This is a genomic window from Nonomuraea sp. NPDC052129 (assembly GCF_040680095.1).
Taxonomy (GTDB): domain Bacteria; phylum Actinomycetota; class Actinomycetes; order Streptosporangiales; family Streptosporangiaceae; genus Nonomuraea.
Genome location: NZ_JBFAVX010000009.1, coordinates 244111 through 270588 on the forward strand (window position 1 = coordinate 244111; position 26478 = coordinate 270588).

Sequence of the window (26478 nt, forward strand, 5' to 3'; positions counted from 1 at the left end):
GATCGCTTAGGAGTGCGCATGTTCCTGTGGGGTACTGCCACGGCCGCCTACCAGATCGAGGGCGCCGTCAAGGAAGACGGCAGGGGCGCCTCCGTCTGGGACACCTTCGCCCACGAGCCGGGCCGCGTCCGGGACGGGCACACCGGGGACATCGCGTGCGACCACTACCACCGCTGGCCCGAGGACGTCGCGCTCATGGCCGGCCTGGGCGTCAACGCCTACCGCTTCTCGATCGCCTGGCCCCGCGTCCTTCCACTGGGCACGGGCCGGGTGGAGCCGAGGGGCCTCGACTTCTACGACCGGCTGCTCGACGGCCTGCTGGCGGCGGGGATCGCGCCGATACCGACCCTGTTCCACTGGGACCTGCCACAGGCGCTGCAGGACATGGGCGGGTGGATGAACCGCGATATTTCCTACTACTTCGCCGAATACGCGGCGATAGTGGCCGAGCGCCTCGCCGACCGGGTGCCCATGTGGATCACGCTGAACGAGCCGTTCGTGCACATGGCCTTCGGGTACGGCATGGGCGTCCACGCCCCCGGCCAGGCCCTGCTGTTCGACGCCCTGCCCGTCGCCCACCACCAACTGCTCGGCCACGGCCTGGCCGTACAGGCGCTGCGCGCGGCCGGGGCACGGCAGGTGCTGATCACGAACAACTGCACCCCGGTCTGGCCCGTCTCGGAGGAGGCCGCGGACCTGGCGGCGGCCGACGCGTACGACACGCTGCACAACCGCCTGTTCAACGACCCGATCCTGCTGGGCGAGTATCCGGACCTGAAGGCCATCGGCGCCATGGACGTGATCCGCGACGGCGACCTGGCCGTCATCTCCACACCCCTGGACGGCCTGGGCATCAACTACTACAACCCCACCCGCATCGGCGCGCCCACGGACGACGGCCTGCCTTTCACCGACCACGGCATCACCGGCTACCCCACCACCGCCTTCGGCTGGCCGGTCGTCCCTGACGGCCTGCGCGAACTCCTGACGGGCCTGCGCACCAGGTACGGCACCGCGCTGCCGCCGGTGTACGTAACGGAGAACGGCTGCTCCCAGGAGGATGCCCCCGGCTCGGACGGCACGATCGACGACCAGGGCCGCATCGCCTTCCTGGACGGCCACATCAGAGCGGTGGAACAGGCCGCGGCGGAGGGCGTCGACGTACGGGGCTACTTCGTCTGGTCACTGCTGGACAACTTCGAGTGGGCCGAGGGCTACCACCAGCGCTTCGGCCTGGTACACGTGGACTTCCCCACCCAGCACCGCACCCCGAAGGCTTCATACACCTGGCTCCGCGACCTCCTGGCGACCAAGCGCTAGCACGCCCCCAAGGACACGCCAGCCACCACGGACCGTCTACTCCCGCCCCCGGAGGGGGTATTCCTCCCTGGGGACCCCAGCCCCAACGGACCGTCGTTCCGCACAGCCGCTAGAACACCGACACATGCACATGGTCGTAGTGGTTGGCGGTGACCCCACCCCGGTCCGACATCGGGTCCCAGCCACCCCCCGACCGAATGTCGTAATACCGCTGCTTCCAGATGATGTACATCACCCCGATCCGGGGCCCGTTCTTGATCAGCCACTCGGCCAGTGCGTCACCCCGGTCGGCGTCGGCCCCCGTGGCCGCCCGCCCGCCGCTCGACATCATGAAGTCGCAGGCCCGCCCCTTGCCATGCTCACCGGGGTCACCAGGCCGCAGGCAGCCCACCCCGTACGGCATGGGGAAATTCCGCATGATCTCGGCCCGCACTGCGATCAGGCGCGGCGTGAGCCCCGAGGAGCCGCCCGGCTGCTGGAAGCCGTACTTGGCGAGGAGCCGCTCGATCTCGCGGCGCTTGCCCTGCATGGTCTTGATCTCTTTTTTCAGCTTGTCGATCTTTTCGCCGGCGGTCCGCTTGGCCTCCGCCGCCTTGTCGATCAACGCCTGGATGCTCTGCACCTTGCTGATGCGCTCGTTGGCCAGGTAGGTCATGTTCGCCGCCTGGCCGAGCGCGACAGTGGGGTCGACGCCCGGGGCGATCAACTGGACGCCGTCGAGCGGGCCCGCGATGTAGGTGCTCTGGGCGATCGAGGTCACTTCGGCCTTGGCGCTGGCGAGCCGGGCTTCCAGGTCGCCGGAGTTGTCGGTGGCCTTCTTGGCCTGGATCCGTACTTCCTCCAGGCTCTGGATCTGGCCGCGATAGAGGTCGTTGAGCTGGGACGCCTGCTTGGTCAGCTTGCGCAACTCGGCCGGGTTGGGAGCCGCGGAGACCGGGAGAGGGAACGCGAACAGCCCCACCAGGACGATGGCGAATAGGGCGAAGCGACTGATTTTCACGTCCGTCCTCCCCTCATCGACGGACCGAAACTATAGAAGATGATCTTGAATATTGTCACCTGAACACGGCAAGTCGCGCCCCTTTGGCGAATTATCTGAAGATTGTCCGATCTAAGGCAGGCATAAAGATTGGGCCTTGCCGAGTGCGACGTATCGGTCTGAGATGGCGACGAAACTGGTCTCTGCGAAGGGGCAGACCTCGTGTCTCGATTACTGACCCTGTCCACCGCCGTCGTCCTCGGCCTCGGCACGTCCCTCGTCGCCCTGGAGGCCCAGGCGTCGGTGGACCCCCTACCACCCCGTGACAGGATCGAGCTCTACCAACTGGAGAGTACGCCCGGCACCGGGCAGGCCCTCAAGGAGAAGGGCTTCGACGTCGTCCAGCAGGACACCAAGGGCGGCAAGGAGCACGTCGAGGTGACCGCCGCCCAGACCGACCTCGACGGCCTGCGCAAGCTCGGCTATAAGCCGGAGCCCGTACGCAACCCGCAGGGCCAGACGCAGTTGGAGGCCGCCAAGGCACAGGCCGCCGGCGGCTACACCGTCTGGAAGTCCTACTCCGAGCCGGGCGGCATCGCCGACCAGCTCAAGGCCATCGCCAACGCGAACAAGGACATAGTGAAGATCGAGTCCCTCGGCAAGACGCTGAAGGGCCAGGACATCCTCGCCGTCAAGGTCACCGCCCTGGCCAGGGTGCTGCCCGACGGCATCAAGCCGGCGACGCTGTACTCGGCGACGCAGCACGCCCGTGAGTGGATCTCCACCGAGGTCGACATGCGGCTGCTGAAGCACGTGATCGCCAACAGGGCCGCGCTCAAGGATGTGCTGAACAGGACCGAGCTCTGGTTCGTGCCGGTCGCCAACCCCGACGGCTACGACTTCACCTTCACCGAAGGCAACCGTCTGTGGCGCAAGAACCTGCGTGACAACGACGGCGACGGGCGGATCACCACCGGCGACGGCGTCGACCCGAACCGCAACTACCCCACCAACTTCCACTACGACGAGGAGGGCTCCTCGTCGATCCCGAGCAGCGAGACCTACCGCGGCGCGGCACCTGCCAGCGAGCCCGAGACCAGGGCGCTCGACGGGCTGCTCAGGCGGATCAGGTTCAAGGGCCAGGTGAACTACCACTCCTTCGGCCCGCTGCTGCTCTATCCGATCGGCTGGCAGGTCGCCACCAAGACCGCGGACAACCCGATCTACGAGGCCATCTCCGGGAACGACGCCAAGCCGGCGATCGCGGGCTTCGACCCGGACCTGTCGGCGGAGCTCTACACCACCAACGGCGAGACGACCGACCACGCCCACGCCTCGTACGGCACGCTGGCCTGGACGCCGGAGCTCGACGAGGGCTGTGACGGCTGCGGGTTCGTCTTCCCCGACGACGAGGCGCTGGTCCAGGCGGAGTTCGAGAAGAACATCCCGTTCGCCCTGGACGTGGCCAAGTCGGCCACCAACTGGTCCGAGCCGGTCAACCACCTCGGCAACGCAACGGCCGACTTCGTGCTGGACCCGTTCGAGGTCAGCTACGGCCGGGACCAGGTGGTCCAGGTCGACGCCAAGCGCAAGCTCGGCCCGATCTTCCTCAACTACCAGGTCAACGGCGGCCGGACCAAGACCGTACTGACCGGTGAGTGGCGGGGCGGCGAGCGCTACGGCAAGGGCTACGACACCTACTACCACTGGATGCGCGGCAAGATCACCGGCACCAGGCCCGGGGACAAGGTCAAGGTCTGGTTCAGCTCGATCGGCAGGAAGAGCGGGGACTTCACCTACCAGGTCGCCAGTGACATCGGCGGCAAGGTGCTGGTGCTGGCCACCGAGGACGTCACGGGCCTCAGCCCCGTCCAGGGCGTGACCGAGGCCAAGTACGCCGACGACTACGTCAAGGCGCTCGACGAGGCCGGTTACAGCTCCGACGTCTATGACATGGACAAGATGGGCCGCAAGGCTCCGCACGCGCTCGGCGTGCTCAGCCACTACAAGGCGGTGGTCTGGGAGACGGGCGACGACATCATCCCGAGATCGGTCGGCCAGGTGGCCGGCACCACCTCCAAGGGCGGCGTCGACACCGAGCTGGCCGTGCGCGACTACCTGAACGAGGGCGGCAAGCTCCTGCACTCGGGCAAGTATCCGTCGTACGCGGCCAACAACAACGGCGCCTACTACTACCAGCCCGACCAACCGGCCCAGCCCGAATGCGCGACCCCCAACGACCCGCCGTGCATCCAGGTGTTCAACGACTTCCAGCAGTACTGGCTGGGCGCCTACGTCTTCTTCGACGACTCGGGCGCCAACCCCGACACCGGCCTCCCGTACGCGCTGCAGGGCGTGAACGGCCGGTTCAAGGGCTTCACCGGCACGCTGGAGCCGAGCCACACCAACTCGTTCGTGGCGACCTCGGCGATCCTGCCGGCCGCTCAGTTCCCGCAGTTCGCCAGCTCCGCGCCGGTCAAGTGGGCACGGCCTGGCGGGCCGTTCGACCCGCACACCGGTTCCTGGGACGTCTACAGTGGCATCGCCGACGCCTCCTGGAAGCGGCTGACCAAGACCGTCGACCTGACCGGCAAGACCAGTGGCGACCTGTCGTTCTGGACCTCGTACGACACCGAGGCCGACTGGGACTTCCTGACCGTGGAGGCGCACACCGTGGGCGGCGACGACTGGACGACCCTGCCGGATGTCAACGGTCACACCTCACAGAGCACGGGCAGCAGCTGTGACCCGCCCAGCGGCGGCGAGGGCTGGCGCGCGCTCCACCCGTTCACCCAGCGCTACCAGGGCCCGGGCTGCGAGCCGACCGGCACCTCCGGCTCGTGGAACGCGGCCTCGGGCAATTCGGCCGGCTGGCAGCGGTGGAAGATCGACCTGACCCCGTACGCGGGTAAGAAGGTGGAGCTGTCCGTCTCGTACATCAGCGACTGGAGCACCCAGGGCGCGGGCGTCTTCCTCGACGACTTCACCGTCACGCTGAACGGCGCGACGGCGGAGCAGACCTCGTTCGAGAGCGACCTGGGCGGCTGGAGCGCGGCGGCGCCTCCTGAGGGCACCTCGCCCTCGATCAACACCTGGGCCCGCACGGACCAGGTCTTCGAGGAGGGCGGCGGCATCGCCACCAAGGACACCGTCTACCTCGGCTTCGGCGTGGAGAGCCTGACGACCCAGGCCATGCGTGCGGACCTGGTCAAGCGGTCCTTGCGGCACCTGCTCGGCTGATCGACCCGGAGGGGTCCGGCACGTGTACGCGCGTGCCGGACCCCTCTTGCGCGCGTGGACAGAACATGGTTCGGTCACCTTGAGGAGCTCAGTAGCCAAGCAAGCATTCGGTCAAGCAGGAGGCTCACGACATGCGCCAGCACGACACGCTGTTCATCGGGGGCGAATGGGTGGCCCCGGCCGGGACCGGCACCATCGACGTCATCTCCCCCCACACCGAAGAGGTCGTGGGCCGCGTGCCCGACGGCACCCCCGAGGACATGGACCGCGCGGTGGCCGCGGCGCGGCAGGCGTTCGACCACGGTCCGTGGCCGCGCATGACGTTCGCCGAGCGGGCCGAGGTGATCGGCAGGCTGGCCGAGATCTACGCCGCCCGGCAGGGCGAGATGGCCGCGCTCATCACCGAGGAGATGGGCTCGCCGATCACCTTCTCCAACCTGGCGCAGGCGCCGCAGCCGCTCGGCATGCTGCAGTACTACGCCGACTACGGCAAGACCTTCGCCCAGGAGGAGCAGCGGCCCGGCCTGTTCGGCCCGACGACCGTGCGGCGGGAGCCGGTGGGCGTGGTGGCGGCCATCGTGCCGTGGAACGTCCCGCAGTTCGTCGCCATGACCAAGATCGCGCCCGCGCTGCTGGCCGGCTGCGCGATCGTGCTCAAGCCCGCGCCGGAGACACCGCTCGACGCGTACCTGCTCGCCGAGATGGTGATCGAGGCCGGGATCCCGGCCGGCGTGCTCAACATCGTGCCCGCGGGCCGCGAGGCCGGCGAGCATCTGGTCTCCCACCCGGGCGTGGACAAGGTCGCCTTCACCGGCTCGACCGCCGCGGGCCGCCGCATCGCCGCCATCTGCGGCGAGCAGCTCAAGCGGGTCAGCCTGGAGCTCGGCGGCAAGTCGGCGGCGATCATCCTCGACGACGCGGACCTGCCGTCCAGCATGGGCATGCTGGCGATCGCCTCGCTGATGAACAACGGCCAGGCGTGCGTCGCCCAGACTCGCATCCTGGCCTCACGGACCCGCTACGACGAGGTCGTGGACGCGGTCGCGAACATGGTCACCTCCCAGCCCGTCGGCGACCCCGCCGACCCGGGCACCGGCATCGGCCCGCTGGTCGCCAAGCGGCAGCAGGACCGCGTCGAGGGCTACATCCAGGCCGGCATGGACGAGGGCGCCAAGGTCGTCGTGGGCGGCCTGGACCGGCCGATGGACCGCGGCTGGTACGTCGCCCCGACCGTCTTCGCGGGCGTCACCAACGAGATGCGCATCGCCCGCGAGGAGATCTTCGGCCCGGTGCTGTCGGTGATCCCGTACGAGGACGAGGCGGACGCGATCCGCATCGCCAACGACAGCGACTACGGCCTGGCCGGTACGGTCTGGACGGCCGACGCCGACCACGGCATGGAGGTGGCCCGCCAGGTCCGTACCGGCACCTACGGGATCAACTGCTTCATGCTGGAATCGAACGCGCCCTTCGGCGGCTACAAGGCCAGCGGCGTGGGCCGCGAACTGGGTCCCGAGGGCCTCAGCAGCTACCTGGAGTACAAGACGATCGCGCGCCTGGGCTGAGAACAGGGCTCCGGTACGGCCGTACCGGAGCCCTTCTCACGGCGCCCCGCACCCAGCGCGCCCCCGCAACGCTTGGTGTGGTCTCCGCTACTCCACGAAGTATGTCCTACGTCCACCGCCTCGACGGTTTCCTTCCCGTAGGACTTTCTCCCGGCGGATTTCTTCCTTACGCCCTAGATAGACGTCTATTACTCAGAAAAGGTTCGTACTGATCCACTTTCCGATTCTGCGGATGAGTTCCGGGGTCGCGGCGGACTCCGCGTGGCCGTAGCCGCGCTCGATCCAAAGCTTCTTGGGCTCGCGGGCGCCCTCGTAGAGCTGGTGCGCGTGCTCGAGCGGGAAGAACCCGTCGGCGTCGCCGTGGACGATCAGCAACGGCGTCGGGGAGATCAGCGCGGCGGCCTCGTGGGGCGGCACCGGGATCGGGTCCCACTCGCCGCGGGCGATCCTGGTGCGCTTGGCCACCCTGGCCGCCCACCTGCCGATCGGCCGCTCGATGGCCCAGTGCACCTGGCGCATCGGCTTGGTGCCGCGGTAGTGCCAGCGGGCCGGGCCGCTCACCGACACCACCGCGTCGATGCCGCCGAGCAGTCCCGCGTGGCGTACGGCCACGGCGGCACCCATGGAGAAGCCGACCACGGCGACCTTGGAATAGCCGATCACCCGCGCGTGCCGTACGGCGGCGTCGACGTCGAGGATCTCCTTGTCACCCACGGTCGACTCGCCACCGGAACGGCCGTGCCCCCGGAAGTCGAACGCGACCACGCCGCCGTAGCCGCTCAGCACGTGCGCGATGCGCCGCGTGGCCGGGTCGCGCCACGAGCCGGTGAACCCGTGCGCCACCACGATGCCGAGGCCGGAGCGGGTGGACGGGGTGTGCGCGGCGTCGATGCGGACGCCGTCCTCGGTGCGGAGCATGACCGGGAAGTTGAGAGCGAGCGGCATGTTTCCGAGCTTATGGTCACCGGTGGTCGAGGCCATGTTCGGCCGCCCATACCGCGATCTGGGCGCGCGAGCTGAAGCCGAGCTTCTCCATGATGTTGGCCACGTGCCTGGCCACCGTGGCCGGACTGATCACCAGTTGCGCCGCGACGGCCCGGTTGCTCAGGCCCTCGGTGAGCAACCCGGCGATCTCCCGCTCGCGCGCCGTCAGCGTCGCGTAGCGCGGCTCGCGGGCGGCCGGGCCCGACGAGGACGCGAGCAGCGGGGCGGGCAGGGCCGGGAGCAGGTCGGCGGGCTCGTGCACGTCTTCGGCGCCGGCCTTCTGGTCGAGGATCCGCCGGGCCACCGCGCCGGGATCCTGCGCGATGCCACTGGCCCAGAGCAGCGCCACCCGGCCCTCGCCGAGCTTGTCGCGGGCGAGCGAGAGCAGCTCCTGGGTGCGGGCCGGGGCATCGTGCTGGCCGATCGACTCGCGCAACGCGCTCGCCGCCGCAGCCGCGACGACCGCCCCATCGAGATCGCCCTCGGCCTGCGCCAGTACGGACAGGGCGACCAGCGCGCGGACGACGCCGCTGCGCCGGCCGGTCTGCGTGCTCAGCACCAGGCTGGCGGCCAGGCTGCGCCGGGCGGCGGGGAAGTCGTGCAGCCTGGCCGCCACCCTGCCGACCTTGGCCTGGCAGCGGGCCAGTTCGACCCGGTTGTCGAGCTCCTCCAGGATGGGCAGCGCCGCCGTGTGGTGCCGCATGGCGGCCGCCAGGTCGCCCCTGGCCTCGGCCACCGCGCCCAGGTGGGTCAGGGCCCTGGCCAGGGTCCAGTGGTGGCCGGTCTCCATGGCCAGGGCCAGCGCCTCCTCGCCGAACCGCTGCGCCTGGCGCGGCTGCCCCTGGAAGAGCGCCAGGTTGAGCCGGGCGATGCGGGCGGTCGTCAGGTTGAACAGGTCGTCGTGCTCGGCGGCCGCCACTTCGAGCTCGCGCAGGTAGCGCAGGGCCGTACCGGTCTGGCCGGTGCGGAAGAAGACGGTCAGGGCCACGCCGTAGGTGACGCCGAGCCAGTGCGTATAGGGGTGGCGCCGCTGCTCCTCGATGCTCTCCTCGATGAGCGCCGCGGCCCGGTCCAGCTCGTCGCGCGTTTCGAGCCCGTAGGCGAGGCCGCCCTTGGCCACGCCGATCAGCTGGTCGGGCACGCCCGACAGGTCGAGGCCGAGCAGCCGTTCGTACCAGCCGACGCTCTCCCGCAGATCGCCGCGCACCGCGAGGATGGTCAGCGCCGCGTGGGCCAGGCGCAGCCCCAGCTCGGCGCCGCCGGACTCGACGGCCCAGTCGATCGCCGCCCGGCAGTCGTCGAGCAGGCGGCGCCCCCTGGCGAAGTGGACGGCGCGGGCCGGCCACGACAACCGGCGGTGGAGCGAACCGGCCTCGTTGCAGCGCTCCATCTCGGCGCAGATCACCCTGAGGTGGCCGCCGCGCAGCCTCGCCTCCTCGCCCGCCTCGCACAATCGCTCGGCGGCGTAGTGCCTGATGGTGTCCAGCAGGTGGTAGCGGCCGCCGTCGCCGTGGTGGAGCACCAGCGACTTGTCGACCAGGCCGCTGAGCACGTCGAGCACCTCGCCGCGGCGCAGCAGGTCGCCGTCGGCGCACACCTGCTCGGCCAGGTCGAGATCGAAGCGCCCGGCGAACACCGACAGCCGCCGCAGCAGCACCCGCTCCTTGCGGGCGAGCAGGTCGTGACTCCACTCGACCGTGGCCAGCAGCGTGCGCTGGCGGGCGTGGGCGGTGCGGTCGCCGGTGGTCAGCAGCTTGAACCGGTCGCCGATCCGGTCGGCGATGCGCCCCGGGCTGAGCAGGCTGCTGCGGGCCGCGGCCAGCTCAAGGGCGAGCGGCAGGCCGTCGAGCGCCCGGCACAGCCGTATGACGTCGGGCATGCTGTCGGTCACGGCGCGGGCCCCGGCCGCGGCCGCCCGCTCGACGAAGAACAGCACGGACTCGGCGTCGGGATGCCGCTCGTCGGGCAGGTCGAGCGGCGGCACCCGCCAGATCAGCTCGCCGGGGATGCGCAGCGGCTCGCGGCTGGTGAGCAGGAATCTCAGCTCGGGGCAGTCGGCGAGCAGACCGGCCACCAGCTCGGCGCACGGTTCGACGAGGTGCTCGCAGTTGTCGAGCAGGAGCAGCGTCCTGGTGCCGCGCAGCCGGATCCGCAGCCCGTCGAGCAGCCGCTCGGAGCCTTCCTCGCGGACGCCGAGCACGTCGGCCATCTCCTTCACGATCAGCTCGGGGTCGCTGACGCGGGCGAGCTGGACCAGCCACACGCCGTCGGTGAAGCCGGGCAGGGCGTTGGCCGCGACCCGCAGCGACAGGCGGGTCTTGCCGATGCCGCCCACTCCGCTGAGCGTGACCACGCGCTCGCCGCGGACCAGCGCGCACAGCTCGGCCACGTCGCGCGCCCGTCCGACGAAACGGTTGGGTTCGGCGGGGAGGTTGTGCTGGACTTGCGCAGTCATGGAGAAGGTCCAAGTGTTGGCGGGAGGATCACACTCCCTCACAGTCTCCCTTGGTTCGCCGCCCGGTGGGATCACTTTCCGTGCAGAGTTCGCGACTGACCGGATACGAATGTAGCTCCGCGACGCTCACCACCATGCGTACGGGTGACTCTCTCGCCGCGTTCATCGCCCGCGGCAGGTCGGAGATCATCAGGCGGGCCCGGCTGGCCATGATCCGATCCCGCAGCCTGCCCTCGTCGAGCTCCGGCGGGACCGGCCAGACGATCCCGCCGGCGGCTATCACCGCGTCGGTGGCCACCAGCAGGTCGGGACCGACGGTCAGGCAGATGAGCACCGTGTCGCCCGCGCGCACGCCCCGGCGCCGCAGCTGGACGGTCGCGGCGGCCGACCTCTCGTCCAACTGCCCCTCGGTGAGACACAGGCCGGTGCCAGAGTCCACCATCACGATGCGCTCCTCCATGCCGCCCACGCTATGGAGGGCATCTCATGCACACATGGGGCGGAATATGCAGATCGCTATGCAGAACCGCGCGGCTGCTCGGCCGCCCACACCGCGATCTGAGCGCGCGAGGTGTAGCCGAGCTTCTCCATGATGTTGGCGATGTGCCTGGCCACGGTCGCGGGGCTGATGACGAGCTCCTCGGCGATGGCCCGGTTGGACAGGCCCCTGGTCAGCAGGGCCGCGATCTCCTGCTCGCGGGCGGTCAGCAGCGAGTGCCTGACGGGCTCGGTCGCCACCGGACCGGCCGGGACCGGCCGCTCGCCCGCGAGGACCTGGCAGGCGGCGTCGTCGGGGCTCATCGTCCGGCCCCGCGACCAGAGCGTCGCGGTGCGACCCTCGCCGAGCTTGGCGCGGGCGCGGGTGAGCAGCTCCTCGATGCGGATCGTGGCGGAGTGCTGGCCCATCGACTCGCGCAGCGCGGTGGCCGAGGCGGCGGCCAGTACGGAGCTCTCCAGGTCCCCTTCGGCCTCCGCCAGCACCGACAGGCTCACCAGGCAGCGGGCCACGCTCTGGCGCTGCCCGGTCAGCCTGCTCAGCTTCAGGCTCGCGGCCAGCCGCTCCCTGGCCACCTCGAACTCGTGCAGCAGCGCCGCGACCCGGCCGATCCTGGCCAGGCAGCGGGCCAGCTCGATGGTGCCGTTGAGCTCCTCCAGCCACGGGACCGCCAGCTCGTACTGGGCCATCGCCTTCACCAGGTCGCCGCGCGCCTCGGCGACCGCGCCGAGCTGTGTCGCGGTCCTGGCCAGCAGCCAGCGGTGCCCGTGCTGGCGAGCCTTGGCCAGGGCCTCCTCGCCATGGCACTGGGCCTCGCGCAGCCGGCCGCGGGTGAGCGCGACCGCCGACAGGCCGGCCAGCCCGGCCGCCTGGTTCCACTGATCGCCGGAGGCGGTGGCCAGGGCCAGGCCGGTCTCGGCGTGGTGCAGCGCCTCGTCGCCTCGTCCCATGCGCAGCAGCACCACGACCGACAGGCTGTGCATGACGCAGCTGGGGAAGACGTTGTCGGCGCCCAGGCCCGCCAGGCTGGCCATGGCGTACTCCAGCGAGCGGGCCAGCTCGTCGCGGCCCTCCAGCCCATAGGCCAGGTACGCGTGGGCATGCGCGATCTGCTCGTCGGACACCTGGGTCAGGTCGAGGGCCAGCAGCCGCTCCACCCAGCCGACGATCTCGGCCGGATTGACGCTGCTGACCGGGAGCAGGCTGGTGCTGTAGGCGCACAGGCGCAGGCCCAGCGGCGCGTTGCCGGACTCGATCGCCCAGTCGAGCGCGGCCCGCTGGTCGTCCACCAGGCTCCGGCTGGCCTCCAGTGCGGCCAGCCGCACCGGCCACGGCAGGTCGGGCTCGACCATTTCTGTGCCGAAGTGGCGCAACTGGAGCTCGCACAGCACCTCCAGGTGCCGATCGCGCAGCACCTCGCGCTCGGCCGCCTCCGCCAGCCGCTCGGCCGCGTAGTGCTTGATGGTCTCCAGCAGCCGGTAGCGCCTGCGCTCCTCGTCGCACAGCACGAGAGACTTGTCGACCAGGGCGCCGAGCAGGTCGACGATCTCCGCCTCGGAGATGGGCCGGTCGGCGCAGATCTGCTCGGCGAGTTCGAGGTCGAAGGACCCGGCGAACACCGACAGCCTGCGCAGGAGCACCTGTTCCTTGGCCGACAGCAGGTCGTAGCTCCATTCGACCGCGGCCAGCAGCGTGCGCTGCCTGGGCGGAGCCGTACGGCCGCCGGTGGTCAGCAGCGAGAAGCGGCCGTCGATCCGATCGACGATCTGCCCGGGACTGAGCAGGCTGGTGCGGGCCGCGGCCAGCTCCAGCGCGAGCGGCAGTCCGTCGAGCGCCCGGCACAGCCGTACGACATCGTCCAGGCTCGCCGGGCTCAGCCTGGTGCCCGCGGCGGTGGCGCGGTCGACGAAGAGGAGCACGGACTCGGCGTCGGGATGCCGCTCGTCGGGCAGGTCGAGCGGCGGCACCCGCCAGACCAGCTCACTGGCGATGCGCAGCGGCTCGCGGCTGGTGGCCAGGATGCCGAGGCCCCGGCACGCCGCGACGAGCTCGGCGGCCACTTCCGCGCACTGGTCGACCAGGTGCTCGCAGTTGTCCAGCAGCAGCAGGGCGGGCGTGTCACGCAGACGGGCCGCCACCGTGTCGAGCAGCGGGCGGGTGCCTTCCTCGTGGATGCCGACGGCCCGGCCGATCGCCTGCAGGATCAGCTCGCCCCGGGTGAGCCTGGCCAGCTCGACCAGCCACACGCCTCCCGGATAGGAGGGCACCAGACGCGCGGCGACCCGCAGCGCCAGGCGGGTCTTGCCGATGCCGCCGACCCCGCACAGCGTGACCACGCGCGTCTCACCCAGCAGCCCGCACAGGTCGTCGACGTCGCGCTCGCGACCGACGAACCTGTTGGGCTCGGCCGGAAGATTGTGCCTGGGGGGCTCGGACATTGTGGTCACCCTGCGTCGCGGAAGGATCACACTCTCCCACAGTGTCGCACTTTTCACCGGCTGAGCGAGCTGACGACGGCCCTTTCGTCCACAACACGCAACGTCGGATCGCCGAGCAGGCGTCTGACCACCTCGTTCGGCGCGATCACCAGGGTGGCCGCGTGCACGTGCGCGAGCACGCGGCAGCCGATCAGGCTCGGCTCATGCGCGATGACCACGTGGGCGCCCGACATCAACGCCAGATCGAGCACCCGCAGCCCCTTGAGCGGATCGCTGACCGCAGCGAGCACGACGTCGTCCTCGCTGACCAGCAGCCGCGACGACAGGTTGCGCAGGTCCGACGCCAGCTCGTCGTGGTCGTAGACGTATTCGCCACCGACGCTCAGCGCGGGGCCGGCCAGCGGCCCGAACTGGACAAAACGCTCACCCAGCAGGTCGCTGAACGGGAGCTCCCCCGGCGTCGGCTCGAAGGTGAAGACCTTCTGAACATCCACCGCGAGCGGGTCGTAGCCGCGCTGGGCGATCATCATGCGGGCGGTCCCGGAGTCTCCGAGCACCGCCACTCCCCCGGACCAGGCGACGGAGTGGACGGCGATGGCGAACCCCACCCCGAGCGGCATGTCGACGATCACGCGGTCGCCGTAGCGCAGACCGTGACGGCGCAGCCCCGCCGCCGCGTGCGTGACCTTCCGCGCGAACGCGTTGTACGACAGCACCTCGCCGGTTCTGACGTCACTGACCGCGGGCTGGTCGCCCTGTACGGGAGAGGCTCCCAGCACCAGCTCTGTCCAGGTCATGCCGCCAATGTAGGCATCCGGAACCGGCCGGGACATGCGTAGAAATGTGCAACCCGCTATGTACATCCGGTGCCCGGCGAGCCGCCCATAGTCTTGATCCATGCAGGACGACTCCGGCGAGCCGACCACGGCTGGGCGCATCCTCGACGCGGCCTACGCGCGGATGCTGGAGCACGGCCTGCGCCGCCTGACCGTCGACGACGTCGCCCGGCAGGCGGGCCTGTCACGGATCACCGTCTATCGGCGCTTCGCCCGCAAGAGCGACCTGATCCAGGGCGTGATGCTGCGCGAGCTCCACCGGTTCCTGCGGGCGTTCGAGCAGGCGGTCGGGCCGCTGCCGACCATGGCCGACCGGGTGACGGAGGGGTTCGCGGTCACGCTGCGCCTGGTGCGGGGACATCCGCTGCTGAGCAGACTGCTGGCGACCGAGCCCGACATGATCCTGCCGCACCTCACTCTGGAGGCGGGCGCATACCTCGCGGTCGCCAGGACGTATCTCGCCGAGCACCTCGACACCCCGGACGGCCTCGACCCCTCGGATGCCGAGGCCGTGGCCGAGATGTTCATCCGTATCGCGCTGTCGTTCGTGCTCACACCGGCCAGCGCGATACCGCTGGACAGTGACGACGAAGCCCGTGCCTACGCCAGGCGGCATCTCGTCCCGCTCCTGCCATCAGAGGGGATCAACTAGACTTATAAGGCCGCGACTTCGCGCGGCCGCCCCCACGATCACAGAGCGAGACGTCATCATGCCTTTGAACAGCCGCGACGACCTGCGGAACATCGCGATCATCGCGCACGTCGACCATGGCAAGACCACGTTGGTCGACGCCATGCTCTGGCAGTCCGGGGCGTTCCGCGCCAACCAGGACGTCGACGACCGTGTCATGGACTCCAACGACCTCGAGCGCGAGAAGGGCATCACCATTCTCGCGAAGAACACCGCCGTAAGTCACGGCGGCATGACCCTCAACATCATCGACACCCCGGGCCACGCCGACTTCGGCGGCGAGGTCGAGCGCGGCCTGTCGATGGTCGACGGTGTCGTGCTGCTGGTCGACGCGTCGGAAGGGCCACTGCCGCAGACCCGCTTCGTGCTGCGCAAGGCGTTCGGCGCCAAGATGCCGGTCATCCTCTGCATCAACAAGGTCGACCGGCCCGACGCGCGCATCAAGGAGGTCGTGGACGAGGTCTACGAGCTCTTCATGGACCTCGACGCGACCGAGGAGCAGATCGACTTCCCGATCGTCTACGCCTCCGCCAAGGCGGGCCGCGCCTCCATGAACCGTCCCGAGGACGGCGGCATGCCGGACGCCGAGGACCTGGAGCCGCTCTTCGACATCATCAAGTCGACGATCCCGGCGCCCACCTACGACCCCAGCGCCCCGCTGCAGGCTCACGTCACCAACCTCGACGCCTCCTCCTACCTGGGCCGCATCGCGCTCTGCCGGGTGCACCAGGGTGTGCTGCGCAAGGGCCAGCAGGTGGCCTGGTGCCGTACCGACGGCACGATCCAGCGGGTCAAGATCACCGAGCTGCTCATGACCGAGGCCCTGGAGCGCAAGCCGGCCGAGGAGGCCGGTCCCGGCGACATCATCGCGATCGCCGGCATCCCCGAGATCATGATCGGCGAGACGCTGGCCGACCCCGAGGACCCGCGCCCGTTGCCCCTCATCACGGTCGACGAGCCCGCCATCTCGATGACCATCGGCACCAACACCTCGCCGCTGGTCGGCAAGTCCAAGGGCTCGAAGGTCACCGCCCGCATGGTCAAGGACCGTCTGGAGAAGGAGCTCGTCGGCAACGTGTCGCTGCGCGTGCTCCCCACCGACCGGCCCGACGCCTGGGAGGTGCAGGGCCGCGGCGAGCTGGCGCTGGCCATCCTGGTCGAGCAGATGCGCCGCGAGGGCTACGAGCTGACCGTCGGCAAGCCGCAGGTGGTCACCAAGACCATCGACGGCAAGGTGCACGAGCCGGTCGAGCGCCTCACGGTCGACTGCCCGGAGGAATACCTGGGCGCGATCACGCAGCTGCTCGCCGTCCGCAAGGGCCGCATGGAGCACATGACCAACCACGGCACCGGCTGGATCCGGATGGAGTTCGTGGTGCCGGCGCGCGGCCTGATCGGCTTCCGCACCGAGTTCCTCACCGAGACGCGCGGCACCGGCCTGGTGCACCACGTCTTCGACTCCTACGAGCCGTGGTTCGGCGAGCTGCGCACCCGCAACAACGGCTCCCTGGTGGCCGACCGCTCCGGTCCCGTGACCGCCTTCGCCATGCTCAACCTCCAGGAGCGCGGCACGCTGTTCGTGTCGCCGACCACCGAGGTCTACGAGGGCATGATCGTCGGCGAGAACTCCCGGTCCGACGACATGGACGTCAACATCACCAAGGAGAAGAAGCTCACCAACATGCGCTCCTCCACCAGCGAGGAGACCGAGAAGGTGATCCCGCCGCGCAACCTGTCGCTGGAGCAGGCGCTGGAGTTCATCCGCGAGGACGAGTGCGTGGAGATCACCCCTGACCACGTGCGCATCCGCAAGGTGGTCCTCGACGCCTCCACGCGTGGCCGCTCCGCGGCTCGCGCCAAGCGCGCCTGATTCAGGCACTCACCAACCACACCTGACTTCTTCCTGACATTCGGTAGAAGTCAGGTGTGACCACACCGTGACCGGAGTGGCGAGAACAACCCCCTCTGCGAGTGAATCATCCACTTGTGGGGAAGCTCCGGATGTTCATCGCGTTCGGGCTCGCGATGGTCTCGGCGGGAGCGATCGTCTGGTGCACGGTGGCGGCCAGGCCCGTGCCGCTGTCCACGCGGTCCGCGAGTCCCACCGTGCCCGAACCATGGGAGCTGGAGGACCGGGGCGACCCGCAGGTGAAGCTCGCCCGGCAGGCGACGACCAAGGTCGTGGTGACCAGGGCCGGCCCAGGTGACCTGAGCGCCGTGCCCCAGGGGCGGCTCGACGAGCGGCAGCGCCAGGTGAAGGTGACCATCGAGCACCGGCTGCGCATGAACCGGGCCGACCCGCTGGTCGAGACGCTGCGGCAGGGCGGCAGCTTCCCCGGCGGCATCCAGCGGTTCACCGACGACGGGTTCGGGGCCATCAAGGTGGGTGGCGACTGGCTGGCCCCGACCACACGGCCGGCACCGATCCTCACCACAACCGGCGGGCTGACCACGGCCGAGTTCCGGGTGACGTTGCTGCGGCAGTTCAAGCCCAGCGATCTGATGACGCTCGACTTCAACGCCCCCAGCGCCAAGCCGCTCATCGTGAGCCAGCGGACGATCAGCCTGCTGCCGGGCGACTGGACCGTACTGCAGGCCCAAGGGCTCGATCCCGAGCGGGAGGAGTCGGAGCTTCTGCAATTCACCGTCGGGTCGTACCTGGTGAAGGTGACGCTGGCCCAGGACTCCTACGGGTTCCCGGACGCGGAGGAGGCCGACGACTTCTCGTGGACGGCCGGGCTCGGCGTGCTCACCGCGATCGCGCTGGCCGCCTTCCTGGCGCGCTCGCTCGGCCTGGCCTGGTGGAACCGGCAGCCCAACCGCGAGCTTCTCCTGGGGATCGTCCTGGTCACGCCCCTGGTGCTGCTCCCGCTCCTGGCGCCGGACTGGCGGCCCGTGGCGTACGTGGCCCTGTTCCTCGCGCTGCCGGCGCTCACGGCGCGGCACGCGAGCCGGGCCCTGCCGACCAGCCCGCCGTGGACCACCCGCGACATGCTCGTCGTCACCGGGCTCGCCTGCCTCGTCGGCATCGGCATGCTGTCCTGGTCGTGGCTGCACGAGCAGCTGCCCGCCCAGACGCTGCTGATCGGCTCCGTGGTCGCGGCCGTGACGGCCGCCGCGGCGGCGGTGGTGTTCAGCGTGGACCTGGGGGTCCGCGTGGTGATCGTACGGCTGGCGGTGCTGGCGGCGGAGGCGGCGATCGGCCTGCTGGCGCTCGCCCTGTGGGGACGGGCGCTGCTGACCGGGGTGTACCCGCCGGACAGCATCCGGCTGGTGCTGGCCCTCGGCTGGGCGGTGATCCCGGTCGCCGCCATCGCCGTGGCCACCAAGATGTGGACCCGCACCGCGGTCGTTGGCGCCGTGCTGGTGAGCCTGCTGGTGCAGGGCTGGCCGACCGAGTGGCTGGACAGCGGGTCGTGGAACCTGCCCTTCGGCGGCACCGACACGTCGAACATGCCGAAGATCGGCATCCTGCCGCTCGACCCGCTCGTACGCGGGGTGCTCGGGTTACTGCTGCTGGCGTTCGCGCTGCTGGTGCTCCGGCTCCGGCGGCTCGGCGGCTCGCTGGCCGCGCTCGACCACCCGGCGACGCACCCCACGGTGATCGCCTGCCTGATGGTGCTCTACCTCACCCCTCGGGGCAGCACCACGCTCACCGACGTCAACGTGGCGCTGCCGCAGCTGACGATCACCTCGATCGCCGCCTGGGTGACGGCCCGCTGGCTCCTCGTACGCCCTCACCCGGCCGTCGTCGAGCCCGCCACCGCCGAGGAACACCGGCAGCTGGTCAGGGCCGCCCTGCACAAGCGGCTCCTGCTCATCTCCGAGCAGGAGCTCTATCGCATCGGCCGGGGCAAGCTGGGCGCCGGCGAGCTGACGATGACCGAGTTCGACACACGGCGCCACGAGCTGGAGGCCGCGCTGGACGAGCACGGACGCAACCCCGAGACAGCCCTGGCCACCGCCGCCGGCTGCACGCCCTGGCACAACGGCGTGTACGCGTTCGTGATCAGCCTGCTGCTGAGCCTGCCCTTCGTGCTCGTGTTCGGCTGGCCGACAGGGGCCGACCTGAGCAGTTTCGTGTTCGACTCCCGGTATCTGCTGACGCTGCCCGCCTTCGGCTTCGTGTTCGGCTACTTCTATCCGCGCGTCCGGGGCACCCAGCCGATGACCAAGGCGCTCCACCTGATGGCGGCGGCGTTGGTCACGGAGCTGTCGGCGTATCTGCCCACGCTGTTCGAGCCGGACATCGGGGTGGCGGTCAAGGCGCAGGTGGTGGCCATCGTGGTGGGCGAGGTGGCGCTGGTCTGCATCGGGCTCGGACTGTACTGGGAGTGGCGCGTCATGCACCTGGCCGGGGAGCCGTGGGCGCGGGTGCGCAACGTACGCAGCGTACGCAGCCTGGCCACGCCGCTGCTGGCCGTCGTCATCGCGGCGGGCACCACGGCGGCGACGTCGGCGGCGGGCCAGACCGTGGACCGCATCCTCAAGGGGGACCAGGTGTCCTCGTCGTCCGGGCCGTAGCCGCCAGGACCACGTAGCCGTCCTGGGAGAAGCGCACCTCGTAGCCGCTGCCGACCAGCAGCCGTACCCGCTCCCGCTGTTCGGCCACGTTCACGAACGGGAAGGTCTTCCGCCCCACGTCGGCCACGACCCACGGCGCATCGCGCGGCGTGCGGTCCCACAGCAGCACCCTGCTCCGCCCCGACAGGGCCGGCGCCAGGTTGTTGGCCGCCTCCACGAGCACCCCGTCGGGCACCACGGCGACGGCGGCGGCCGCGGCCCGCTCACGGGCGTCGTGCCGGTAGGAATCGGGGTCGGCGAGTCCGGCCAGGGAGAAGAACGGCACGGAGACCAGCGCGAACCCGACCACCCCCAAAGCCCAGACCCGCGTCACCGGGTCGCCGCCGGGCGCGTAGCGGGCGCGCAGGCGCCGGACGCCGTCCACTCCGGCCGCGAAGACCACCACCACGACGAAGGCGTTGTAGTGGTAGCCGGCCACCCACCAGTTGGGGAACGAGCTGGCCAGCATCCGCTCGGCCAGCAGCGGCACCGCCATGATCAGCAGCGGCGACAGCGGCGCCGCCAGCAGCGTGATGCCGAGCAGCAGGGCCAGCGTGACGAGCTTGACCGGTGGGCTGCCGAGCTGGGCCAGCACCGCGAGCGGATCGGTCAGGACGGTGTGCGCGACGCCCCGCATGTCCGGCCCCAGCGCGCCGTACGCCCAGTAGTAGTCGGCCCGCCCCCCGAACAGCGGGATGAGCACCTGCGAGGCCAGCCACGTGTAGGCCGCCCCGCCGGCCACGAACGCGCCGCCCAGGACCCGCCAGCCGCGCTGGGCGAGCAGGACCAGCCCGAACCCGGCGACCAGCAGCCCCATGTCCTCCTTGACGCACAGCAGCGCCAGGGCGGCCGTCACCACGCCGACCCGTTTACCGGCCTGATGGCGTTCGAGCAGCACCGCGGTGAGCAGCGGCGCGAACGCCGCCTCGTGGAAGTCGAACGCCACGGTCTCCACCACGGGCCACGAGAGCGTGTAGGCCACGGCGACGAGATGCGCGGCGCCCGGCCCCAGCGCCCGCCGCGTGAACACCCACAGCGGGACCGCCGCCGCGGCCAGCAGCACCGCCTGGGCGACCAGCAGCGTCGCCGGACCGTCGAACAGCCAGTAGAGCGGGGCCAGCAGGGCGAGGATGGGCGACCAGTGATCGCCGAGGGTGGAGAAGTCCGGACCGAAGCCGTTGTGGACGCCCTTGACGATGGCTATGGGCAGGCGGAACTGGGAGTAGGAGCGCACGGCCTGGTCGAAGATCACCAGGTCGTAGGCGCCGGCCTTGAAGTTCGCCAGCTTGGTGAGGGAAAGGGTGGTGTAGAGGGCGGCCGCCATGGCGGTGATCGCCGCCAGCGTGACGCGGTCGCGGCGCGTCCGATCCCCCGTCTCGGCGATGACCGTCGCCGCGTTGTCCCCGCGCACCGTCACGCTCTGTTGACCTCCCATGGTCAGCGGCGCGGCAGCTCGCTGGCGCGTACGTGGGCGCACATCCAGTCCACCAGCGGCCCAAAGGCACGCCAGGTGGCGCGGACCCGGTCGAGGACCTCGGCCGTGTGGACCCACGGCTCGGGCTCCCACTGACGGCCCGCGTGCAGGGACCTGTGGCGCAGCAGGTCGAGGCGGGGATGATCCTCCGCGATGCCACGGGGACGGGTCTTGAGCCGGTCGCCGCCGATGACGTAGCCCTCGGCCCGCAAGGCCGTCACCATGTCCGCCAGCGGCTTGCCCGTCAGGTCCTCGTCGGCCGCGGCGCGGTAGCGGGCCACCTGGTCGGACGCCTGGGTGTAGCAGCCGCCCGCCGTGAACAGTCCGTCGGCGCCGATCTGGACATAGAACCCGATGCCGGGCGTGAGGTCCACGAAGGCACCCTGATGGGTCTTGTACGGTGACTTGTCCTTGGCGAAGCGGACATCACGGTAGGGGCGGAACAGCTGGGCCTGGCCGAACTCCGCCGCCAGCTCCTCGGTGAGGGCGAGCATCGGCGCACGCACCGCGTCCTCGTAGAAGTGCTTGTGCCGGGTGAAATATGTCTTGCTGTTGTCCGCCTCGAGGCCCTCGTAGAACACGAACGCCTCGTCGGGGAAACCGGTGAAACCCATGTGGTCAAGAGTGCCACGGCCGACCGACGGTTTGACGCGCCGCACGGCCGTACGGGCTCATCGGGCTTTGTCCATCCGGGCCGTGTACATCCGGCCCGGCACCGGCGTCCCGCCGTACAGCTCCGAGATGGTCACCGGCGTGCAGCCCTTCTTCGCCAGCAGATCGAGCAGCGCGGGGACCGCCTGGACCGTGCTGCGGTGGATGTCGTGCATCAGCACGATCGACCCCACTGCCGCCTTGCCCGCGCGCCTGGCCACGAGGGCGGGCACCCGGTCCTGCCAGTCCAGGGTGTCGACGCTCCACAGGACCTGCGCCAGCCCCAGGCGCCGCGCCTCGGCGGCCACCCGGCGGTTCGTCGCTCCGTACGGCGGGCGCATCACCCGCATCCGGACCCCGGTCACGTGCTCCACCAGGTCGTTCGTGTGCTTCAGCTGGAAGCGCAGCCCTCGGTCCGTCAACCCGGTGAGCGGCGGATGGTTCCACGTGTGGTTGCCGAGCTCGTGCCCCTCGGCCACGATGCGGCGTACGAGCTGGGCGCCCCCGTGCGCGGCGACCATCTGCCCCACGACGAAGAACGTGGCCCTGACCTTCCGGGCGCTCAGCAGGTCCAGCAGCCTGGCGGTGTATTCGCCGGGCCCGTCGTCGAAGGTGAGCGCGACGCACTTCATGCGCCTGCAGTTGATCCTGCGGGCCGCCGGCCAGCCGGGCTGCATGGCTTCGAGCTGCCTGGCCAGCTTCTTCGGATCGATGGGCGCCTGTGCGCGGGTCAGCTGGGGTTGGATCATCGGCCGGGTCCCGCATCCCGTCACGACGACGAGCAACGCCAGAGATACCGCCCAGCCCCGCATGCCGCCCCCCTGAGAGCGGGGTTTACGGATATTCCTGTACCGGGTTACCCCGCAGCTCCTTGGCCAGGTCCTCCCACCAGAGTGGGATATCGGCCTGCAGTTCGGTGTATCGACGCGCCACGCGTATGGCACATCCAACCGGATCCGTACCCAAATGCCGACGTTTCACGGGCCCTTCCTGCCAGCGGTAAAACCCGTCCCTGTAATGCACGACCAGGCCGATCCACACCGAGACGGTGGCCTCGTCGCCCACCTCGTAGGCGCTGGTGACACCGAGACCGTGCAGCTCCGCGTGGAGCTTCCCCGTCGCCGTGCGCCCTTCGGTCACGCGCCACCCCCAGCTGACGTTACGTCGCACACACCGGGATGTACCCACCATCCGGCATCAGCCGTCAAGGACATGCTGTAATCATCAAACTCCAGAAGGTGATCCGGAGGCTGTTCGACGTTATTGGTCAGGCGCCTCTCTGGGCTCGGCGACCACCATCACCAGCCGGAGCTCCTCGGATCCCTGGTTGGCGTAGCGATGGGGTCTGTCGGCGGTGAAGAGCACCGCGGAGTCGGCCTTGACCACGTGGCTCCTGCCGTACACCGTGAGCGTCAGCTCGCCTTCCAGGACCGTCAGCATCTCGCGGGTGCCCGGCGGGTGGGCGTCGCCGTCGTGGTGCCGGCCGGGCGCCAGCCGCCAGTCCCACAGCTCGAGGATCATCGGCGTATCGGCCCCGACCAGCAGCTTCGCCTGCACCTCGCCCTGATCGAACGTGACCACGTCGGCCTTCTCGACGATCCGCACCACCGGCACGTCGGAGACCTCCACCAGCCTGGCCACGGTCACACCCAGCGCGGAGGCGATCCGGGTGAGGGTGGAGACGCTGGGGTTCGTCCGGGCCTGCTCGACCTGGACCAGCATGCCTCTGCTCACTCCCGATCTGGCGGCCAGCGCGTCTAGGGTGAGCCCGCGGTGCGCGCGCTGGGCGCGCACGTTGTTGGCGATGGCCTGCGTGATCGTCTCCGGATCCTCCATACAGTGCAGTGTAGTGAAGGTGATTTGCACTGTGTTGTACTCTAATGAGTTGTACTAGCAGTGCACTCTGATGAACTGGACGGTGGAGCATGCTCGCGGTGATCCTCGCGACGGCCTGCGCGGTGGTCTACGGCACGGCCGACTTCTTCGGCGGCCTGGCCACCCGCCGCTCGCAGGTGTTCTCGGTCGTGGCGCTCTCGCAGCTCTCCGGCCTTGCCGTGATCCTTCTCCTGCTGCCCCTGCTCCCCGGCGTGTTCAGCGACGCGGCGATGCTCTGGGGGCTGGGCGCGGGCGTGGCGGGCGCCGCCGGGCTGGTGCTCTTCTACCGGGCGCTCGCCGTCGGCGTCATGTCGGTGGTGGCGCCCACGACCGCGGTCACGTCGGCGGCGCTCCCCGTCATGTACGGCCTGGCGACCGGCGAGCGCCCCGAGCCCGTGTCGCTGGTCGGGGTGGTGCTGGCCCTCGGCTCCGTACTCCTGGTCAGCCAGGACCGCTCCGGCGCGAAGAGCGGCTCGATCGGCTCGGTGCTCATCGCCCTGGCCGCGGGCGCCGGGTTCGGCGGCTTCTTCATCCTGCTCGCCCTGGCTCCCGCCGACGGCGGGCTGTGGCCCCTGGTGGGGGCCAGACTGTCCTCGGTGGCGCTGGTGGTGGCCCTCGCGGTGGCGACGCGGCGCACGCTGAAACCGGCCGGCCGGTCGCTGCACATCATCGTCGCGGCGGGCGTGCTCGACATGCTGGCCAACGTCCTGTACCTGGAGGCCAAGCAGCAGGGCCTGCTGAGCCTGGTGGCGGTGCTGGTGTCCCTCTATCCGGCGAGCACGCTGCTGCTGGCCCGGCGGGTGCTGGGCGAGCGGCTGCACGCGATCCAGGTGGCGGGCGTCGCGTGCGCGCTCGGCGCGGTGGCGCTCATCGCGGTCGCCTGACGCGGTGCTTCGCACGGGCTCTCCGCGGCCGCTTGGCACGGCCCGTGTGAGGTCTCTCCGGTCGCTTGGCGCGGCTCGCGTGAGGTCTCCATGCAACAGTTGCGGTCGCTTGGCGCGTCAATTCGGCCGTCCGGCGCGGTGCCGACCGCAGCCGTTGCGCAGATTGCAAGCGCTTGCTACGTTTCGGCCGTGCGCCCTGATCGGGCTCGTCCAGACCACGAGTCGTTCAAGCACGTTGCGGTGTCGTACGACTCGAATGACGCCTTCCTGAGGCTGACCGTGCCGCGCGTGCGCGCGGCCCTCGCCCACGACAGACGGGTCATCGTAGCGACCTCGGCGGACAAGCTCCGGCTGCTCGACGAGGTGCTGGGCGACGAAGCCCGGCAGATCGACCGCAGAGACTCCCGCACCTGGTACATCCACCCGCCCCGGACGCTGGCCGCCTACCACGAGTACACCCGGGGGCGGCGCACGCTCGTCATCGGCGAGATCCCCTGGCCTGAACGCGGCGAGCGCGAGACCCGCGAGTGGATCCGGTACGAATCGGTGCTGAACGCCGCCCTGGAGGACGCCAGGGCCGTCGTGCTGTGCCTCTACAACCCGCGAACCACCCCGGCGGCGGTGCTGGAGTATCAACCGGCAATCCATCCCCTGCTCCTGGATGCCACCGGCGAGGCGGTCAGCACGGGCTTCGTCCGGCCGCACGAGCTCGTACTGAACGGCGACCTGGAGCCGCTGCCCGCACCGAGCGGGCGGGTGGCGACGGTCAGTTTCACCGCGCGGGAGATCAAGGGACTCAGGCACACGGTCCGCGACTACGCCAGCGCCGCCGGGATGGACGTGAACCTCATCGGCTCCCTGGTGCTCAGCGTCTCCGAGATCGCCGCGAACAGCGTCGAGCACGGCGCCGGCCACGGCATGATCAAGATGTGGGTGAGCGGAAGGGAGATGATCTGCGAGATCGCCGACCCGGGCGGCGCCCTCGATGACCCTTTACCGGGCTATATACCACCTGAGCCCGAATCCCCTAGAGGATACGGGCTCTGGATCAGCCGACAGCTCTGCGACTACGTCGACCTGCGCGCCGAGAACGGAACACTCCGCGTACGGCTCCATATGGGGTTGGACGGCTAGACAGCACCCTGGGTGTGGGCGTGGACGCCTAGGCGACGTTCTGGGTATGGGGTTGGACGTTCAGGCGGTGCTCTGGGCCTAGGCGGCGCTCTGGGCCGGCACGCGTAGGGCGCCCTCTTCGCGGGCGTAGCCCTCAAGCATGCCGCGCAGCTGACGGCGGCCCCGGTGCAGCCGGGACATGACCGTGCCGATCGGTGTGCCCATGCGCTCGGCGATCTCCTTGTAGGCGAACCCCTCGACGTCGGCCAGGTAGACGGCGACGCGGAAGTCCTCCGGCAGAGAGCGCAGCGCGTTCATCACGACGTTGTCGGGCAGCCGTTCGATCGCCTCGGTCTCGGCCGACTTCAGGCCGGTGGAGCTGTGCGACTCGGCGGCGTGCAGCTGCCAGTCCTCGATCTCCTCGGCGGCGGCCAGCTTGGGCGAGCGCTGCTTCTTGCGGTAGTCGTTGATGAAGTTGTTGGTGAGGATCCGGTGCAGCCAGGCCTTCAGGTTCGTGCCCTCACGGAACTGGTGGTACGAGGTATATGCCTTGGCCACGGTCTCCTGGACCAGGTCCTCTGCGTCGGCGGAGTTGCGGGTCAGGCGCATGGCGGAGGCGAACAGCTGCGACGTCACGGGCACGACGTCGCGCTCGAACCAGTCTTGTCGCTGTTCATCGGTCATGGTGATCAAATCATTCCCCCTTGCGCTATCCCCCATCTCGGCCAAGCCGCTGGCCTTGGTACCAGTTTGGCAATCGGCACGTAAGGGCCGCGTTAACGGTTCCGCCAGGTCAGAGAGGTTAAAGGTCCACCTGCTCGCGGCGTGCGTCATCACGTCCACGGCGGGACCAGTCTCATTAGCATAACACTATACCCCCAATTTCGCACTTAATGTGGTCAGAGTCACATGGG

General features: G+C 69.9%; 20 protein-coding genes. 8 read left to right on the forward strand and 12 right to left on the reverse strand.

The window, feature by feature from the left end; translation table 11 throughout:
• Nucleotides 1-18 precede the first annotated feature (18 nt).
• Complete coding sequence (locus tag AB0L53_RS22500) at nt 19-1320, forward strand: GH1 family beta-glucosidase (RefSeq protein ID WP_363996852.1); 1302 nt, start codon at nt 19-21, stop codon at nt 1318-1320.
• Between the two features lie 109 nt (nt 1321-1429).
• Here the strand turns inward: AB0L53_RS22500 and AB0L53_RS22505 are convergent, their stop codons facing one another.
• Nucleotides 1430-2320, reverse strand: a complete 891-nt coding sequence (locus AB0L53_RS22505; protein WP_363996855.1) for a hypothetical protein — start codon at nt 2318-2320, stop codon at nt 1430-1432.
• A 201-nt stretch (nt 2321-2521) separates the two neighbouring features.
• Between AB0L53_RS22505 and AB0L53_RS22510 the strand changes: the two genes are divergently transcribed.
• The gene (locus AB0L53_RS22510) at nt 2522-5539 is read left to right on the forward strand and encodes a M14 family zinc carboxypeptidase (RefSeq protein ID WP_363996858.1); all 3018 of its coding nucleotides are present in this window, start codon (nt 2522-2524) and stop codon (nt 5537-5539) included.
• A 131-nt stretch (nt 5540-5670) separates the two neighbouring features.
• Complete coding sequence (locus AB0L53_RS22515) at nt 5671-7104, forward strand: aldehyde dehydrogenase (protein ID WP_358178367.1); 1434 nt, start codon at nt 5671-5673, stop codon at nt 7102-7104.
• Between the two features lie 192 nt (nt 7105-7296).
• On the opposite strand, the gene AB0L53_RS22520 is transcribed toward AB0L53_RS22515, so the two are convergent.
• The 5 genes from AB0L53_RS22520 to AB0L53_RS22540 are packed head-to-tail and all read right to left on the reverse strand — an operon-like array spanning nt 7297 to nt 14274.
• The gene (locus AB0L53_RS22520) at nt 7297-8049 is read right to left on the reverse strand and encodes an alpha/beta fold hydrolase (protein WP_363996862.1); all 753 of its coding nucleotides are present in this window, start codon (nt 8047-8049) and stop codon (nt 7297-7299) included.
• 16 nt (nt 8050-8065) lie between these two features.
• Complete coding sequence (locus tag AB0L53_RS22525) at nt 8066-10543, reverse strand: LuxR C-terminal-related transcriptional regulator (RefSeq protein ID WP_363996865.1); 2478 nt, start codon at nt 10541-10543, stop codon at nt 8066-8068.
• 28 nt (nt 10544-10571) lie between these two features.
• On the reverse strand, nt 10572-11003 hold the full coding sequence (locus tag AB0L53_RS22530) for an AMP-binding protein (RefSeq protein ID WP_363996868.1): 432 nt from the start codon (nt 11001-11003) through the stop codon (nt 10572-10574).
• 56 nt (nt 11004-11059) lie between these two features.
• Nucleotides 11060-13477 carry a LuxR C-terminal-related transcriptional regulator gene (locus AB0L53_RS22535; protein ID WP_363996871.1) on the reverse strand — a complete coding sequence of 806 codons (2418 nt, stop codon included), beginning with the start codon at nt 13475-13477 and terminating at the stop codon, nt 11060-11062.
• Between the two features lie 53 nt (nt 13478-13530).
• The gene (locus AB0L53_RS22540; RefSeq protein ID WP_363996874.1) at nt 13531-14274 is read right to left on the reverse strand and encodes an AMP-binding protein; all 744 of its coding nucleotides are present in this window, start codon (nt 14272-14274) and stop codon (nt 13531-13533) included.
• Nucleotides 14275-14374: 100 nt separating this feature from the next.
• On the opposite strand from AB0L53_RS22540, the gene AB0L53_RS22545 reads away from it, so the two are divergent.
• From AB0L53_RS22545 to AB0L53_RS22555, 3 genes are all read left to right on the forward strand, one after another.
• The gene (locus AB0L53_RS22545) at nt 14375-14965 is read left to right on the forward strand and encodes a TetR family transcriptional regulator (RefSeq protein WP_363996877.1); all 591 of its coding nucleotides are present in this window, start codon (nt 14375-14377) and stop codon (nt 14963-14965) included.
• Between the two features lie 58 nt (nt 14966-15023).
• Nucleotides 15024-16874 (forward strand): translational GTPase TypA, encoded by a 1851-nt coding sequence (gene typA, locus AB0L53_RS22550; protein WP_358428786.1) that lies wholly within the window; start codon nt 15024-15026, stop codon nt 16872-16874.
• Between the two features lie 116 nt (nt 16875-16990).
• A complete protein-coding gene (locus AB0L53_RS22555) occupies nt 16991-19528 on the forward strand; it encodes a hypothetical protein (RefSeq protein ID WP_363996880.1) in 2538 nt (845 codons plus the stop codon).
• On the opposite strand, the gene AB0L53_RS22560 is transcribed toward AB0L53_RS22555, so the two are convergent.
• From AB0L53_RS22560 to AB0L53_RS22580, 5 genes are all read right to left on the reverse strand, one after another.
• Nucleotides 19491-20984 (reverse strand): DUF2079 domain-containing protein, encoded by a 1494-nt coding sequence (locus AB0L53_RS22560; protein WP_363996883.1) that lies wholly within the window; start codon nt 20982-20984, stop codon nt 19491-19493. The genes AB0L53_RS22555 and AB0L53_RS22560 overlap by 38 nt on opposite strands.
• Before the next feature lie 20 nt (nt 20985-21004).
• Entirely contained in the window at nt 21005-21655 is a 651-nt protein-coding gene (locus tag AB0L53_RS22565; protein ID WP_358539638.1) for a DUF2461 domain-containing protein, read from the reverse strand.
• 57 nt (nt 21656-21712) lie between these two features.
• Entirely contained in the window at nt 21713-22441 is a 729-nt protein-coding gene (locus tag AB0L53_RS22570; RefSeq protein ID WP_363996887.1) for a polysaccharide deacetylase family protein, read from the reverse strand.
• An 85-nt stretch (nt 22442-22526) separates the two neighbouring features.
• Nucleotides 22527-22832, reverse strand: a complete 306-nt coding sequence (locus tag AB0L53_RS22575; protein ID WP_363996889.1) for a hypothetical protein — start codon at nt 22830-22832, stop codon at nt 22527-22529.
• 120 nt (nt 22833-22952) lie between these two features.
• Nucleotides 22953-23528, reverse strand: a complete 576-nt coding sequence (locus tag AB0L53_RS22580; protein ID WP_225291955.1) for an XRE family transcriptional regulator — start codon at nt 23526-23528, stop codon at nt 22953-22955.
• Nucleotides 23529-23617: 89 nt separating this feature from the next.
• On the opposite strand from AB0L53_RS22580, the gene AB0L53_RS22585 reads away from it, so the two are divergent.
• Nucleotides 23618-24451, forward strand: a complete 834-nt coding sequence (locus AB0L53_RS22585) for a DMT family transporter (protein ID WP_363996892.1) — start codon at nt 23618-23620, stop codon at nt 24449-24451.
• Between the two features lie 189 nt (nt 24452-24640).
• Nucleotides 24641-25585, forward strand: coding sequence for a sensor histidine kinase (locus AB0L53_RS22590; RefSeq protein ID WP_363996895.1), 945 nt, complete (start codon nt 24641-24643; stop codon nt 25583-25585).
• 78 nt (nt 25586-25663) lie between these two features.
• Here the strand turns inward: AB0L53_RS22590 and AB0L53_RS22595 are convergent, their stop codons facing one another.
• Nucleotides 25664-26248 carry a sigma-70 family RNA polymerase sigma factor gene (locus AB0L53_RS22595; protein WP_225291958.1) on the reverse strand — a complete coding sequence of 195 codons (585 nt, stop codon included), beginning with the start codon at nt 26246-26248 and terminating at the stop codon, nt 25664-25666.
• Nucleotides 26249-26478: the final 230 nt, after the last annotated feature.